Origin of the sequence: Mesonia aestuariivivens, assembly GCF_019311235.1 — a bacterium.
Lineage (GTDB): Bacteria > Bacteroidota > Bacteroidia > Flavobacteriales > Flavobacteriaceae > Mesonia > Mesonia aestuariivivens.
The window spans coordinates 61,913-77,726 of sequence record NZ_JAHWDF010000005.1; the positions used below are offsets into that span (position 1 = coordinate 61,913).

The 15,814-nt window shown below is 33.0% G+C and carries 10 protein-coding genes; 3 read left to right on the forward strand and 7 right to left on the reverse strand.

Features of this window, described 5'->3' with window-relative positions; genetic code table 11:
• Nucleotides 1-23: 23 nt before the first annotated feature.
• The gene (locus tag KW502_RS06095) at nt 24-464 is read right to left on the reverse strand and encodes a 1-acyl-sn-glycerol-3-phosphate acyltransferase (RefSeq protein ID WP_439651379.1); all 441 of its coding nucleotides are present in this window, start codon (nt 462-464) and stop codon (nt 24-26) included.
• 189 nt (nt 465-653) lie between these two features.
• Nucleotides 654-3,269, reverse strand: coding sequence for an ATP-dependent chaperone ClpB (clpB, locus tag KW502_RS06100; RefSeq protein ID WP_219039651.1), 2,616 nt, complete (start codon nt 3,267-3,269; stop codon nt 654-656).
• Between the two features lie 169 nt (nt 3,270-3,438).
• On the opposite strand from clpB, the gene ytxJ reads away from it, so the two are divergent.
• Nucleotides 3,439-3,840 carry a bacillithiol system redox-active protein YtxJ gene (ytxJ, locus tag KW502_RS06105; RefSeq protein WP_219039652.1) on the forward strand — a complete coding sequence of 134 codons (402 nt, stop codon included), beginning with the start codon at nt 3,439-3,441 and terminating at the stop codon, nt 3,838-3,840.
• 111 nt (nt 3,841-3,951) lie between these two features.
• Here ytxJ and fahA read toward each other — a convergent pair whose 3' ends face one another.
• Entirely contained in the window at nt 3,952-5,232 is a 1,281-nt protein-coding gene (gene fahA / locus KW502_RS06110; protein WP_219039653.1) for a fumarylacetoacetase, read from the reverse strand.
• Nucleotides 5,233-5,339: 107 nt separating this feature from the next.
• Between fahA and glyA the strand changes: the two genes are divergently transcribed.
• Nucleotides 5,340-6,617 carry a serine hydroxymethyltransferase gene (glyA, locus tag KW502_RS06115; RefSeq protein WP_219039654.1) on the forward strand — a complete coding sequence of 426 codons (1,278 nt, stop codon included), beginning with the start codon at nt 5,340-5,342 and terminating at the stop codon, nt 6,615-6,617.
• Between the two features lie 10 nt (nt 6,618-6,627).
• Nucleotides 6,628-7,035, forward strand: a complete 408-nt coding sequence (locus KW502_RS06120) for a DUF2059 domain-containing protein (RefSeq protein ID WP_219039655.1) — start codon at nt 6,628-6,630, stop codon at nt 7,033-7,035.
• A gap of 50 nt (nt 7,036-7,085) precedes the next feature.
• Here KW502_RS06120 and uvrB read toward each other — a convergent pair whose 3' ends face one another.
• The 4 genes from uvrB to KW502_RS06140 all read right to left on the reverse strand — a co-directional run bounded on the left by uvrB (nt 7,086) and on the right by KW502_RS06140 (nt 15,800).
• Nucleotides 7,086-9,095 (reverse strand): excinuclease ABC subunit UvrB, encoded by a 2,010-nt coding sequence (gene uvrB / locus KW502_RS06125; RefSeq protein WP_219039656.1) that lies wholly within the window; start codon nt 9,093-9,095, stop codon nt 7,086-7,088.
• A 103-nt stretch (nt 9,096-9,198) separates the two neighbouring features.
• On the reverse strand, nt 9,199-11,550 hold the full coding sequence (locus KW502_RS06130; RefSeq protein ID WP_219039657.1) for a T9SS type B sorting domain-containing protein: 2,352 nt from the start codon (nt 11,548-11,550) through the stop codon (nt 9,199-9,201).
• Between the two features lie 81 nt (nt 11,551-11,631).
• Nucleotides 11,632-13,281 (reverse strand): choice-of-anchor L domain-containing protein, encoded by a 1,650-nt coding sequence (locus tag KW502_RS06135; RefSeq protein ID WP_219039658.1) that lies wholly within the window; start codon nt 13,279-13,281, stop codon nt 11,632-11,634.
• An 86-nt stretch (nt 13,282-13,367) separates the two neighbouring features.
• Complete coding sequence (locus KW502_RS06140; protein ID WP_219039659.1) at nt 13,368-15,800, reverse strand: T9SS type B sorting domain-containing protein; 2,433 nt, start codon at nt 15,798-15,800, stop codon at nt 13,368-13,370.
• Nucleotides 15,801-15,814 lie beyond the last annotated feature (14 nt).

Below are 15,814 nucleotides of genomic sequence, written 5' to 3' on the forward strand. Positions count from 1 at the left end.
GATCTGTTTTGCCTTTACTGTTTTTATAAAAAAAGTTGAAGTGATTTTTGATCTTTATCGTAATTTGAGGTAGGATAAAATGATTGTCCAATTTTTACTACTTTTCTACTATAATCGAATGCTACAGGAATAATAGGAACTTTCGCTAAAACGGCAATCCAATAAAAACCACTTTTCCATTGTGTTACTTTCTTTCTTGTACCTTCTGGAGCTAATGCTAATCTAAATTCTTCTTTTTGCTGAAACAGTTTTGCTATAGCTTCTACTTTATTTTGATTTCCAGATCTATCTAAAGGTGTTCCGCCTATCCACTTAAAATAATCGCCAAAAGGCCAGCGGAATAATTCTTTCTTACCAATAAAGTGCATCGGTGATTTTACAATACTTCTTGTAAAAACACCTATATAAAAGTCATGCCAGCTCGTATGAGGTACGACAATAATCACACATTTTTTTATGGAGATATTAAACTTCCCTTAAACATTCCAGCCTAATAATTTATGAAAAATGAATTTTGACATCTTTTTGTTTAATCCAGTAAAAATAAGAAATAAAAAAAGCTACCTAAAAATTATCTGTAAGTCATTCTGAAAAATAAATTCAGGGAGACAATAATTCAGGTAGCTTTTTTTTGTTTATACAATTAACGCTCTTCAGTCTGTATTCACTACAGTGTCACTTTCGTTTCTAAAAACCAATTGATCGTCAAAAGCATCTAGTAAAATGATACTATCGGTAGTAATTTCTCCAGATAGAATTTCTTTAGAAAGCTGATTTAAAACTTCTTTTTGTATAGTTCTTTTTACTGGTCTGGCTCCAAATTGCGGATCAAAACCTTGTTTAGCTAAATGTTTAATTGCTTCTGGTGTAGCATCTAATGTAATGTTTTGCTCATTCAGCATTTTGGTCACGCCTTTTAGTTGTAAACCTACAATTTGTGAAATATTTGCTTGCGTGAGCGGAGTAAACATTACAATATCATCAATTCTGTTTAAAAATTCTGGTCTGACTTGTTGTTTTAGCAAACCAAGAACTTCTACTTTCGCACCTTCCATAGCAGTTTCAGGATCTTTTATCGCTTCAAATTTCTCTTGAATAATATCACTTCCCATATTAGAAGTCATAATAATAATAGTGTTTCTAAAATCTGCTAAACGTCCTTTATTATCTGTTAATCTTCCTTCATCTAAAACTTGTAGCAGAATATTAAATGTGTCTGGATGTGCTTTTTCAATTTCATCTAGTAAAACTACAGAATAAGGTTTTCTTCTTACTGCTTCAGTTAACTGTCCGCCTTCATCATAACCTACATATCCTGGAGGCGCTCCAACCAATCTACTCACACTGTGTCTTTCTTGATATTCGCTCATATCGATACGCGTCATCGCATTATCATCGTCAAAGAGGTATTCTGCTAAAGCTTTAGCGAGTTCTGTTTTACCAACTCCGGTAGTACCTAAGAATAAGAAAGAACCAATTGGTTTTTTCTGATCTTGTAAACCAGCGCGACTTCTTCTAATGGCATCACTTACGGCTTGAATAGCTTCTTCTTGCCCGACTACACGTTTGTGTAATTCGTCTTCAAGTTGAAGTAATTTTTCACGCTCGCTTTGTAGCATTTTAGCGACTGGAATTCCTGTCCATTTAGCTACTACTTCAGCAATATCATCATTTGTTACTTCCTCTTGAATTAGCGATTTTTTGCCTTCATTTTTTTGAGCTTCTACTTCTTTTTGCAGTTGTTCTAATTTTTCTTGGGCTTCTTTTATTTTACCGTAACGCAGCTCGGCTACTTTACCGTAATCGCCATCACGTTCTGCACGCTCTGCTTCAAGTTTAAAATTTTCAATATCTGTTTTTGCCTGCTGAATATTATCTACTACTCCTTTTTCATTTTGCCATTGTGCACTTAATTCTGCACGTTCTTCTTTAAGGTTTGCTAAATCTGCTTTTAGAGATTTAAGTTTTGTTTCGTCTTTTTCACGCTTAATGGCTTCAAGTTCTATCTCTAACTGCATAATTTTACGATCTAGCACGTCTAGTTCTTCAGGTTTAGAATTAATTTCCATCCTTAATTTTGAAGCTGCTTCATCCATTAAGTCAATAGCTTTATCGGGTAAAAAGCGATTGGTGATGTAGCGTTGAGAAAGTTCTACAGCAGCAATAATGGCTTCGTCTTTAATTCTTACTTTGTGGTGAGTTTCATATTTTTCTTTAATACCACGGAGTATAGAAATAGCACTTTCTGTATCTGGCTCATTGACGGTTACTTTTTGAAAGCGACGTTCCAAAGCTTTGTCTTGCTCAAAATATTTTTGATATTCATCTAAGGTTGTCGCTCCAATTGCTCTTAATTCTCCACGAGCTAGAGCTGGTTTTAAAATATTTGCAGCATCCATAGCACCTTGGCCGCCACCGGCTCCCACAAGTGTGTGAATCTCATCAATAAATAAAACAATATTTCCGTCACTTGATGTCACTTCTTTAATCACTGCTTTTAAGCGCTCTTCAAATTCACCTTTAAATTTGGCACCTGCAATTAGAGCTCCCATATCTAAAGAGAAAATCTGTTTATTTTTTAAGTTTTCTGGAATATCACCGGCTACAATTCTATGTGCTAAACCTTCTGCAATAGCGGTTTTACCAGTTCCGGGTTCACCTACAAGCATTGGGTTGTTTTTAGTTCTTCGCGATAAAATTTGAAGAATACGTCTTATTTCTTCATCGCGACCAATAACAGGATCTAACTTTCCGCTTTCGGCTAACTGATTTAAGTTTTTAGCATATTTATTTAAAGAGTTGTAAGTTTCTTCTGCGCTTTGAGAGGTTACACGATCGCCATTTCTTAGTTCATCAATTGCTGCTTTCAAGCCTTTTTCATTAGCACCTTGATCTTTTAGAATTTGAGCAACTTCACTTTTTGAATTGAAAATAGCTAAGATGAGGTGTTCGATAGAAACATATTCATCGTTCATTTTTTTAGCTATAGAAGAAGCTTCGTTAATTGTTTTTCCTGCTTCTCTAGATAATACTATATCGCCTCCGCTTACTTTAGGAAAACTTTCTAAAGTTTTGTCTAAAATTTGATTAAATAAAGCAACATTAATATTCAGTTTTTTTAGCAAAAACGGAGTTACATTTTCGTCTACTGAGGTAATGGCTTTAAAAATATGCTCATTTTCAATTTGTTGGTGACCCATTTCTTGAGCAAACTGCTGCGCCTGCTGGATGGCCTCTTGGGATTTTATGGTAAAATTATTAAAGTTCATTTTTTTATTATTTGTTATGAGACATTCAAAACTTATACCTTTCTTGAAAACTGACTAATTGGCAGTTTTCTGCAGGTTATTGCAGACATAATTTCAGTTACTAAATCTTCTCTAAAGTTATTCAAATTAAGTTTATTATTCTTAATTTTAAATCAAACAATTAGAGAAAATGGGAATTTTAGATAAAATATTTAAAGGAAATAATGAAACAAAAAGTACAGAAAAACGTTCTCAAACTCCTTGGAATGAGTTAAAAACTGAATTAGAAATACAACAAGTAAAAGAAGAATCTAAAGAAAAAGTAATAGTGATTTTTAAACACTCTACCCGATGTGGAATTAGTAAAATGGCGAAACGACAGTTTGAAAGTGAATACAATTACAGCGAAGAACAAGTGAAATTATATTATTTAGATTTAATTGCTAATCGTGAAGTTTCTACCAAAGTAGCCGAAGTTTTTGGTGTTTTTCATGAATCTCCACAGATGATAGTGATTAAGGATGGGAATGTCGTTTACCATACTTCACACAATCATATTTCTGCTGAAAAAATAGGGGAGTTTGTTTCTTAGAGTTTCTTTTGATTATTGATAATAGAATATTTAGAAACTATAATTTTTTAATTCAGTTTAAAATAACAAAGCCATTCATTAGTTGAATGGCTTTGTTGTTTTAGATACTTTTTAAGCTTTGTAAATAGGAAGTAGTTTAGTGCTTACTTCTCCAAAGCCAATTCTTACATTTTTGTTCTCACAATGTCCACGAATAATTACTGTATCGTTATCATGAATAAATTTACGGTCTCCACCTTCTTCTAATTTTACAGGTTTATCACCATTCCAAGAAAGTTCTAACATAGAACCTAGGCTCTTTTCATCAGGACCAGAAATGGTTCCGCTTCCCATCATATCGCCACTATTTATTGGGCAACCATTTATGGTATGATGCGCTAATTGCTGGCTCATATTCCAATAAAGATATTTAAAGTTAGAACGAGTTACAATAGTTTCATTTTTACCTTCTGGTTGTATAGCAACTTCGAGGTCAATATCAAAAGTTTTCTTTCCTGTAGATTGTAAATATTCAAGTTGTTTTTTTATAGGTTTAGGCCCTTCAGTTCTAAATGGCTCTAAGGCATCAAGAGTTACAATCCAAGGAGAAACAGAAGAAGCGAAGTTTTTTGCTAAGAATGGCCCTAGAGGAATGTATTCCCATTTTTGAATATCACGGGCACTCCAATCATTAAATAAAACCATTCCAAAGATGTATTCTTCAGCATCTTCTACATTAATAGGTTCTCCTAATGGATTAGCGGCGGTAGTGATAAATGCCATTTCTAATTCAAAATCTACTAAGCGTGAAGGTCCAAAAATAGGATCTTCAGAACCTTTAGGTTTCTTTTGTCCTTTAGGTCTATGTACAGGAATTCCGCTAGTAATAATTGAAGAGCTTCTTCCGTGGTAAGCAACCGGAGCGTGAAGCCAGTTAGGCATCAATGCATTCTCTTTTCCTCTAAACATTTCACCTACATTAGTAGCATGTTCTTTGCTAGAATAAAAATCGGTATAATCACCAACCTGAACAGGAAGCTGCATTTCAATTTCATCCATAGTGAAAAGAACAATCTTTCTATGCTCTTTATTTTCTTTTAAACTTGAATTGTTTTCATCAAAAATATCTGCGATTTTATTTCTTACCGCTCTCCAGGTTTTTCTACCATCGGCAATAAAATCATTTAAGGTATCTTGAAGAAAAATATCATCAGTTAGTGGGATATCATCAAAATATCCTAATTGGTGTAAAGCCCCCAAATCTATAGCGTAATCGCCAATTCTTGTTCCTATGGTAATAATATCATCTCTAGTTAGGAATACACCAAAAGGAATGTTCTGAATTGGAAAATCAGAATCTTTAGACACTTCTAGCCAAGTTTTTCTTTTTGGATCGTTAGCAGTTATTTTCATATTAATTATTCAAGTTTAATAAAAGAATGCATTCAAATATATTATTTTCCCACAATTAACCGAATGCTTTTTATATTTTTGATGAATATTTTAATAGATGCTTAACTATGAACACCAGAGATACTGAAATTTTTGATTTAATAGAAGAAGAAAAAAGCCGCCAATTAAACGGTTTAGAGCTTATTGCAAGTGAAAACTTTGTAAGTAACCAAGTCTTAGAAGCTGCTGGTTCTGTACTTACCAATAAATATGCTGAAGGTTACCCCGGGAAGCGTTATTATGGAGGTTGCGAAGTGGTAGACGAGGTAGAAATTATTGCTATAGAAAGAGCTAAAGAATTGTTTGGAGCAGAATATGCCAATGTGCAACCCCATTCTGGATCACAAGCCAATACTGCTGTTTTTGCAGCTTGTCTAAATCCTGGAGATAAAATTTTAGGTTTTGATCTTTCTCACGGCGGGCATTTAACACATGGCTCTTCTGTAAATTTTTCAGGAAAACTTTACTCTCCAACATTTTATGGTGTAGAAAAAGAAACCGGAATTATAGATTATGAAAATGTTCGTAAAATTGCGAAGAAAGAACAGCCAAAATTAATTATTGCTGGAGCTTCTGCTTATTCTCGCGAAATAGATTATAAAAAATTTAGAGAAATAGCCGATGAAGTTGGTGCAGTTTTATTGGCAGATATCGCTCATCCCGCAGGTTTAATTGCTAAAGGTTTATTATCAGATCCAATTCCACATTGTCATATTGTAACTACTACAACGCATAAAACATTACGCGGACCAAGAGGCGGACTTATATTAATAGGTAAAGACTTTGAAAATCCGTTTGGATTAAAGTTGAAAAACGGTAAGTTGAAAAAGATGTCTTCTTTAATTAATAGTGCTGTATTTCCAGGAAATCAAGGTGGTCCTCTAGAACATATTATTGCCGCTAAAGCAGTAGCATTCGGAGAAGCTTTAACCGATGAGTTTTTACATTATATGGTTCAGGTGAAGAAAAATGCAAAAGCCATGGCAGCAGCATTTGTAGAAAAAGGTTATGATGTTATTTCTGGAGGAACGGATAATCATATGATGCTTATCGATCTTCGAAATAAAGGAGTTACTGGAAAGCAAGCCGAAGAAACTTTAGTGAAAGCTGAAATTACCGTGAATAAAAATATGGTTCCTTTTGATGATCAATCTCCATTTGTAACCAGCGGAATTAGAGTAGGGACAGCAGCGATCACAACTCGTGGTTTAAAAGAAGAAGATATGAAAACCGTGGTAGATTTAGTAGATGCGGTAATTACGAATATTGAAGATGAAACCGTATTAGAAGAAACCAAAAATAAAATACACTCTATGATGAGTGATAAACCATTATTTAACCAATAAACCAATTATTATGAAAAAGTATTTAGTAGCAATTGCTTTAGTAAGCATTAGTTTTGCAGGATTTGCACAAGAAGATGCAGAGTTTAAGAAGGAAATGTTAAATTTCGTTGAAATCCAATCAGGTTCTAGTATCGATGCCGCCTTAAGCCAGGTGATGCCTATGATTCCTGAAGGTGACAGAGAAACTTTTAAAAAGGAATTGAATGCAGAAATGAAAGGAATGTATGATGATATTACCAATATTTATATAGAAAAGGTGGGGAAAGAAGATCTGCAAGAGATGCTAGACTTTTATGAAACAACTGCAGGTAAAAATATTTTAGCTAAAACTCCCGATGTAATTGAAGCAAGTATGGGGTTAACTCAAAAATATATGGTTAAAATTCAGCCAATTATTCAGAAATATATGCAACGATAATTACGATTGCATTAATAAAAAGCCTGCTAATTTTAGCAGGTTTTTTTTATTTATACATTTTTCTCTTTTAATTTTTCTTGTAGCATTTTTATTTCATCTCTAAAACGTGCCGCTGCCATAAAGTCTAAATCTTTAGCTGCTTTTTCCATTTCTTTTCTAACGCTTCTGATGCGATCTTCGAGCTGGTTTTCGTTAAAATAAGTTACCTCTTCTTCGGCTGCTTTTAGATTACTTGCAGGCTCAAATTGATAAGGTTCTGTTTTTTTACCGTATAGAGAATTTCCGTCTAAAGATTTGTTTAATGCAGTTGGGGTAATGTTATGGTTTTTGTTATAATTAATCTGTTTCTGGCGGCGGTATTCAGTTTCATCAATCGTTTTTTGCATACTTGCAGTAATCTTATCTGCATACATAATGGCTTTTCCTTCTAAATGTCGGGCAGCACGACCAATGGTTTGGGTAAGTGAACGATTACTTCTTAAAAAGCCTTCTTTATCTGCATCTAAAATAGCAACCAAAGAAACTTCCGGCAAATCTAAACCTTCTCTCAACAAGTTAACTCCTACTAATACATCAAAAATACCTTTACGTAAGTCTTGCATGATTTCAACCCGTTCTAAAGTATCAATATCACTGTGTATGTAGCGACATCTAATATCTATTCTACTTAAGTATTTTGTCAATTCTTCCGCCATTCGCTTAGTAAGTGTAGTTACTAAAGTTCGCTGATCTTTTTCAACACGAATTTGAATTTCTTCAATTAAATCATCAATCTGATTAAGGCTTGGGCGTACTTCTATAATCGGATCTAATAACCCTGTAGGTCTAATTACCTGTTCTACATAAACTCCGCCAGTTTGACTCATTTCGTAATCTGCTGGTGTAGCACTTACATAAACTACCTGATTTTGTAAAGCTTCAAATTCTTCAAACTTTAAAGGTCTATTATCCATTGCTGCCGGTAGTCGAAAACCATATTCTACTAAATTTTCTTTACGGCTACGGTCACCGCCATACATGGCACCAACTTGTGGTATGGTCACGTGGCTCTCATCTACAATCATTAGAAAATCATCCGGAAAATAATCTAGCAAGCAGAAAGGTCTTGTTCCTGGCTTTCTACCATCTAAATACCTGGAGTAATTTTCAATTCCAGAGCAATAACCAAGTTCTTTAATCATTTCTAGATCAAAGTTGGTGCGTTCTTCTAATCGTTTTGCTTCTAAAGGTTTTGCTATATTTTGAAAATAGTTGATTTGTTTACCAAGATCTAGTGTGATTTCATCGATAGCATTGTGTAATACATCTGGAGAAGTCACAAACATATTAGCAGGATAAATATTTAAACGTTCGTATTTTTCAAGTACTTCGTTAGTTTGCGGATCGAAGGCTTCAATTTCTTCAATTTCATCTCCAAAAAAATGAACTCTAAACGCATCATCTGCATAACCAGGGAAAACATCTACCGTATCTCCTTTAATTCTGAAATTACCACGGTTAAATTCACCTTCAGTTCTTGAATACAAACTTTGTACGAGTCGGTGTAAAAATTTGGTCCTTGAAATTTCCATGTCTTTTTGAATGGAAATTACGTTTTTCTGAAATTCAACTGGATTACCAATACCATATAGACAGCTTACTGAAGCGACGACAATCACATCACGCCGACCTGAAAGTAGGGAAGAGGTGGTACTTAATCTCAGCTTTTCAATTTCTTCATTAATCGATAAATCTTTTTCTATATAGGTTCCTGATGAAGGTATGAATGCTTCTGGTTGGTAATAATCGTAATAAGATACAAAATATTCTACCGCATTGTCAGGGAAAAACGTTTTAAATTCGTTGTATAACTGGGCAGCCAAAGTTTTGTTGTGCGCTAAAACTAAGGTAGGCCGTTCAACTTTTTCAACCACGTTAGCCATGGTGAACGTTTTGCCAGATCCTGTTACCCCTAATAGGGTTTGGTAACGTTCTCCGTCTTCAATTCCTTTAGTTAATTTTTTTATAGCAACTGGCTGGTCTCCAGTAGGTTTGTATTCAGAGTTTAAATTGAATTTCATGAACTGCTTTTAGTTAAATTTTACGCAATTAATAAGCGCAAAAATTAGAAGTATTTTGTCGGAGAATAATCCGAAAAATTACAGCTTCTAAATTAGCAATTTACTATCGCTTTAATGTGAAATGTCCCTTAAAATCTGGAGCGTCTTTAAAAGTTACTAGAAACCAATAATCTGTAGATGGCATTTGCTTGCCATTGTATGTTCCGTCCCAGCGCCCGGTAGGAGCAATTGAAGTTAATAACTTGCCAAATCTATCAAAAATATAAATAAATTCTATTTTTCTATTGAATCTTTGGGTTCCGATTAAACCCCAAGTATCATTGAATCCATCTTGATTTGGAGTGAAAAATTTAGGATAGCCTAAAATCATAATATCTTTAGATGAAATGCCACAGCCATTTAAGTCTTTTACATAAATTTTATGAGCTCCTTGTCTTACATTTTGAAATATATTTGAAGTTTGATAATCACCAAATTGATCATCTAGTGAATAAACGTAACTACCTACGCCATTTGTATTAATCACGACATTATATTGATCTAAATTACCTTGAATATCGTAGGTGAATTCTGCCTTTTCTGACCCGTCTACTGTTATCGAATTGGTGGTAGAACATGTAAATGATTCTCCGTCTATCATTTCAGTTTTGGAGATTTCAACTTGATAAGTCCCTAAAGAATCTACTTGTATTGTTGGAGTGGTTTCACCGTTTTCCCATAAAAAATTATAATCTGTAGAATTACCTAAAATGCCTGCTTCAACGGTTACTCCATCTAAATTTTCTAAACATAAGAATGGGGCTTTATAATTTGCGTTTATTTCTGGGCTAGTAATGCCTTTCAATATAACCTTAATGATCCCTTGACAACCTGTTGGGTTTTGTAATTTTCCGTAAACGGTTTGAGGTAATTCTGAAGGTGAAACTTCAATAGAAGATGATAAAGAATTAGTATTCGTTAACGCATCATCTTCAGAATAAAAATACGTTACCGAGAATTCATTTAAACCACTTTCGTTACTAATTAAAGCTTCGGCATTATTTAAATTAAAAGAAATAGCATCGTCTTCGATGGAGTAGCAATTTACTAAGCTTACTGGATTGTAAGCTGTAAATGATGTTTCTAAAGTAAGTTCTACTAAGGTAAAACAAGTTGAATTTGCTTCTACTCTGGCGAAAACGGTTTGTTCTACTTCTGTAGTTGGAAAATTATTAGAATTTGGTATAGGGTTAACATTTGCCTCTGCTTTAGCTTCAGTTAAGAAATAATTTGTTACTGTAAAATTTGGGTTGTTGTTAGTAATATTTTGAGACGAAGCAGTAAGATTAAAAACGCTTGTGCCGTTACTATTTGTATTACATTCAGAAACAGTTCTGTTTGATAGTGAAGTAAAATCGATATATTCTATTTCTATCGTATCTTCTGCAGTACAGTTTGCTGTGAAAGTGACCACAACTTTATAGGTGCCACCTTGCGTGACTTCATATTCATCTTCATTAGCTCCAGAAGCTAATAAAGTTTCAGTATTATCATCATTTATTAAATACCAATTGTAATTTGTTGGAGTATTTTGAAGGTTTGTGATAGAAAGATTATGGGTTTCACCTTCACATAAAGCATCAGAGCCTGTTATATCTTCACCTAGGTTTGCTCCAATATTAAAACTGTTACCTTCTAAAAATACAGCAGAATCATATCTGTAATTATGATCATCTGCAATGACTAATTTTATGTGGTAAGTTGTTCCAGCAATAACTGTAGCTCTAGCTGTTAAGGGTTTAGTTTGGCCGTTAAAACCAATGGAGTGGTTAACACCGTTAAAAGACTCAAAGTATTGCTCATTTTGGGCAGGGCAACCGTTATTGCCGTCTATAATTTGAGGGTGAACTGTAGTTACTTTAACTGGAGTGTTTGTACCAGGTACTACTGCAATATTTTGATAGCTGCCGCCAATAGGTTTTATTAAAAAACCAAAAACATCTGAATAATCACAAGTACTAGAATCACCTATTTGATATTCTTCTGAAGCAAAAATGTACCTAAACTGAATTGTATTTGCATTTGGTGTAAAGTCAAATTCTATTACGGTAGCATTGTGCGTATTATTCATTCCTAAGATTTGTTCTAAATCTTGATCTGGCCCCCAACCTGGGGCATCATCATCGCTTAAATGATCGTTTGGTCCTGGTACATTTGAGAGTTTACCAGTACTCATTACAATTCCATTTTCGAAAGGGAAATTAGAATTGTTGTTATCAAAGTAACCGTAGCTTTTATTATTATTAAAATTACCAGTAACGCTTCCAGTAACGTTTATGTTTTCTATACAATCACTGTTAATAAGAATATTTTCTATAAGTTCTTGTGGGGTGTAACTATCATGATCTACTGTTATATTTTGTCCGAATGAAATAAAACAATTAAAAAAGAATAGTAAGAAAAGTGGGTTTTTCAAATCAATTATTTTGAGGCTGCAAATTTAGTTAATTTTAAAAAGAAGATCCTAATTATTTGTTTTAATTAATGATATGATAATCTACCTATTGATGTAAACCCAATTTTTATAAATTTTGTTTTCAGCATCATTAAGTTCCAAAACATAATAATAAGTTCCTGTTGGTAATTGGTTACCAGAGTTTATACCGTGAGTACTTGTACCGTCCCATTCAGGTTTACTATTGTTGCCTTCAAATACTAAATTTCCGTTTCTAGAATATATTTTTATTTCGAAGTTTCCGTAGGTTTCATATAAATTTTCGATATGAAAAGTATCATTGATTCCATCATTATTAGGAGAGAAGCCTTGTGGTATAAAGAGAAAAGAATCTTCTTTTTCAATGGTTTCAAGTTTAAAAGTATAAATACTATAACAGCTTGAAGTGCTATTTATTCTAATGAAAATTTCTTGATTATCATTAATACTTTCAAAAGCTTCAGGAGAATTTATTGCATTCATTTGAAAGCTTGCCTCTTGTGCATTAAGGTAATAGCCTTCAATAAATTGAGTAGAGTCGAGCGAAATTGAATTTTCTATAGCGGTTAAATCGAAAATAACAGAGCTTTCAACTAAAGTTTCATCGATAGAATTTACTTCTATATCTTGTACAGAAATTTCAAATGAAGAAGGCTCATAGCAGCTACTTGAATTTTGATTTACAATTCTAGCAAAAATTTCTTGAGGATTACTGGTATTTGTGAAATTTGAAGGATTTGTTATTTCATTTTGAAGATTGTCTGCGTCATTTTCATTTAGGTAATAATTAACATCTCCTGTGCTTTGATTTGCTAAAATGATGTTGTCATTTTCAGTAAGATCAAAATCAGTAAAACCATCGTTAGAGAAATCGTCACACATGATGATGTCTTCACCTTCTGGAGCTAAGCCAATATTAAAACTGTTAGCTTCTAAAAATACTGCAGAATCATATCTATAGTTAGAATCATCTGCAATAACAAGCTTAATATGATAGGTAGTACCTGCTATAACATTAGCTTCTGCTACTAATGGTTTTGTTTGTCCGTTAAAATTTATAGGATGATTTATACCATTAAATGAACCGAAATATTGTTCATTTATTGCGTTACAGCCATTATTGCCATCGACAATTTGAGGATGAACTGTAGTTACTTTGACGGGTGTATTTGTGCCTGGTACAACAGCAATGTTTGAATAAGTACCACCAATAGGTTTAATTAGAAAACCAAAAACATCTGAATACTGACAAGTTCTGGAATCTGAGGCTCTATATTCTTCTGAAGCAAAAATATACTTAAACTGAATGAAGTTAGCGTTAGGTGTAAAATCAAATTCTATTACCGTTGCATTATAGGTGTTACTAATGCCTAAAACTTGTTCTAAATCTTGATCTGATCCCCAACCTGAAGCATCATCATCACTTAAATGATCGTTTGGTCCTGGCACGTTAGAGAGTCTTCCAGTACTCATGACAATACCGCTATCGAAAGGGAAATTTGTATTATTCTTTTCAAAATAACCAAAGCTTTTTTCTGAAGAAAAGTTACCACTAACGCTTCCGGTTACATTAATATTTTGAATACATCCGTTATTAATTAACACATCTTCAACTAATTCTTGCGGAGTGTAATTGTTAGAGTTGACTGTAATGTTTTGACTAACAATAGAACAACTAACTAATAAAATAAATAGAGTAATTGAATTTTTCAAATCGATATTTTTTTGGGAATGCAAAATTAATTTTTTCCCGTAAAATATCGCTGTATAATTAATAATTTAATAATTTGGTAACTTACTTATCTATTTAAGTAAACCCAACCTTTATAACTATTATAGTTAGCATCGTTTAAGTTTAATACATAATAATAGGTTCCGCTAGGTAACTCTTTTCCGCAATTATTCAATCCTTTATTACTCGTACCATCCCATTCAGGTATATTGTTGTTGCCTTTGTAGATTAAACTTCCAAATCGATTATAAATTTTTAAATCAAAATTTTCGAAAATTTCATACAATCCGCTTATTTCGAAAGTATCATTAACCCCATCATTATTGGGAGAGAAACCTTCTGGTATAAATGGCGGACAGTTTTCTACTTTAATTGTAAACTCATAAATTTTGTAACAAGCATCTTGTTGTTCAACCCGTATAAATATAGTTTGAGGATCATTTATAGAAGTATAATTAGCTGGGGTAGTGATAGCGTTATTTAAGAAACTGGCATCTGAAGCTGTGGTATAATAATTTTCAATCGTTTCACTATTACTAAGAGCTAATGATTCTTCAATTTCGGTTAAATCAAAAGTTGCTAAATTAAAACCTTCATCACAATAAATTAATGCTTCGTTTAAAGGAATATTATTTATGGCATTTACAGTTATAGAAAAACTGGTTGTGGTATAGCATTCAGGATGATTTACATTTTCTAATCTCGTATAAATAGTTTGCGGATTTGAAGTGTTTTCAAAATTAGAGGTAATTGCATTGCTATTTTGATTAGCATCGCTTGAAGTCAAATGGTAACTTAACGAACTATTCGGCTGATTATTTAAAAGTAAAGACGAATTTTCAGTAAGATCAAATACTGCTAATTCGTCATTAGAAAAATCGTCACACAAAATTAAATCGTCAGGATTACCAATAACTGGTAAATAATTAACATTTATAAAAAAGGAAGTAGTTTCGTAACAGTCAGGATCTTGATTAGAAGTTACACGAATAAAAATTTCTTCATGATTAGGTCCGTTATTATAATTATCAGGTGTAGAAATTACTGGAGAACCATTTTCAGCATCATTAAGGCTATCGTGATAAGATACAGTTACATTATTTTGATTACCAGCAACAAGTGAAGTGTTAATTGTTAGATCAAAAGAAGCTACTTGATTGTTTGAAATTTCATCACATTCTTCAATATCAATTGGAGGATTAGCAATTACAGGATCGATAATGTTTACACTTTCAGACACTTCATTATTATCAGGATCAATTTCTTGGATTATAGTATTTCCGCTGGCATCTTCATTAACTGTCATAGTCAATGCAAAATCATTAGCAACGTTAGTGGGAATTGTAATAGTAATTTGACCTGTTTCTGAACCGCCAATTGGGATGATATTATTAGTGGCAGTTTGCCCCACTAATTGATTATCTGCAAAAAATATAATATTCGTATTTGCCGGTAAATCTGCTGTACTGTTGTTGTTTGTAACTGTATAATCTACAATGATATCTCTAGAATTACAGCTTGAATTAATGTTGTCTATATTTGGTGCTGGTTCAGGTAAGGTGCTGTTAAATACAGTAACAATATTATTGATCATGATCAAATCTTGCCCAGAGGTTAATTCTATTAATGCGGAAGTGTCACCAATATTTATATTATTCTCTATGTCATAAAAATCAAGATCCATGTTGTAAAAATCAGTATCTCCAGTAAAACTATTTGTGCCATTAAATTGGTTATCGGCAGGATTTAAGGCATTGCTTATTACATTCCCATTTATTCGAAGTTCTTCGGTAACGTCTAAATCTTCATCACCTTCCCAGGCAAGAAAACCTATTTTTGCACCTTCATCGTCAATTACGCTAATATTATTAAGTTGAACAGCTAAATTATTATTATTAGATCCAACGCCTTGAAAACCATCATACACATTTACTTGATTTAAGGGTAGGGTTGAATCTTCATGAATTACTATAATCGACCATCCTCCAAAATTTGTTCTATTTCCGCAGAAGAAATATTGAGATTGATCTTGTACTGTATTTAATAAATCAATATCTGAGACGGTGTAAGTTCCACTTCCCTTAGCACTTACAATACTCGTAACATCTTTAAATGCAGCAAAAAAATCTTGATTTACAGTAACAACAGAACCTGATGGAGTTTGTACGTTTGCTACTAATGTATAAGAAAATGTTCTATCTGGTGTGATAGCTGTATTGTCTAATGTGATATTTAAGTCTCCCGTACCAGAGCCTGCCCAATAAAGATATGCCGCAGCTACATTCTGACCTGAAGTTAAAGTTAAATTGGCAGAAGTTGGAGTAGTGATTATTTGGCAGTTATTTAAATCTGAACATAAATTATTTTCACATAAATTTAAGGTTTTGCCTAATGCCGTGTAATCATACCGACCATTAAATTGAGAATATAATTCTATATTTTGTCCAATAGTATTAGAAATAATTAAAAATAAAAATAATAAAAAGTAAAAGTATTTCATTGATGGCTAGTTTA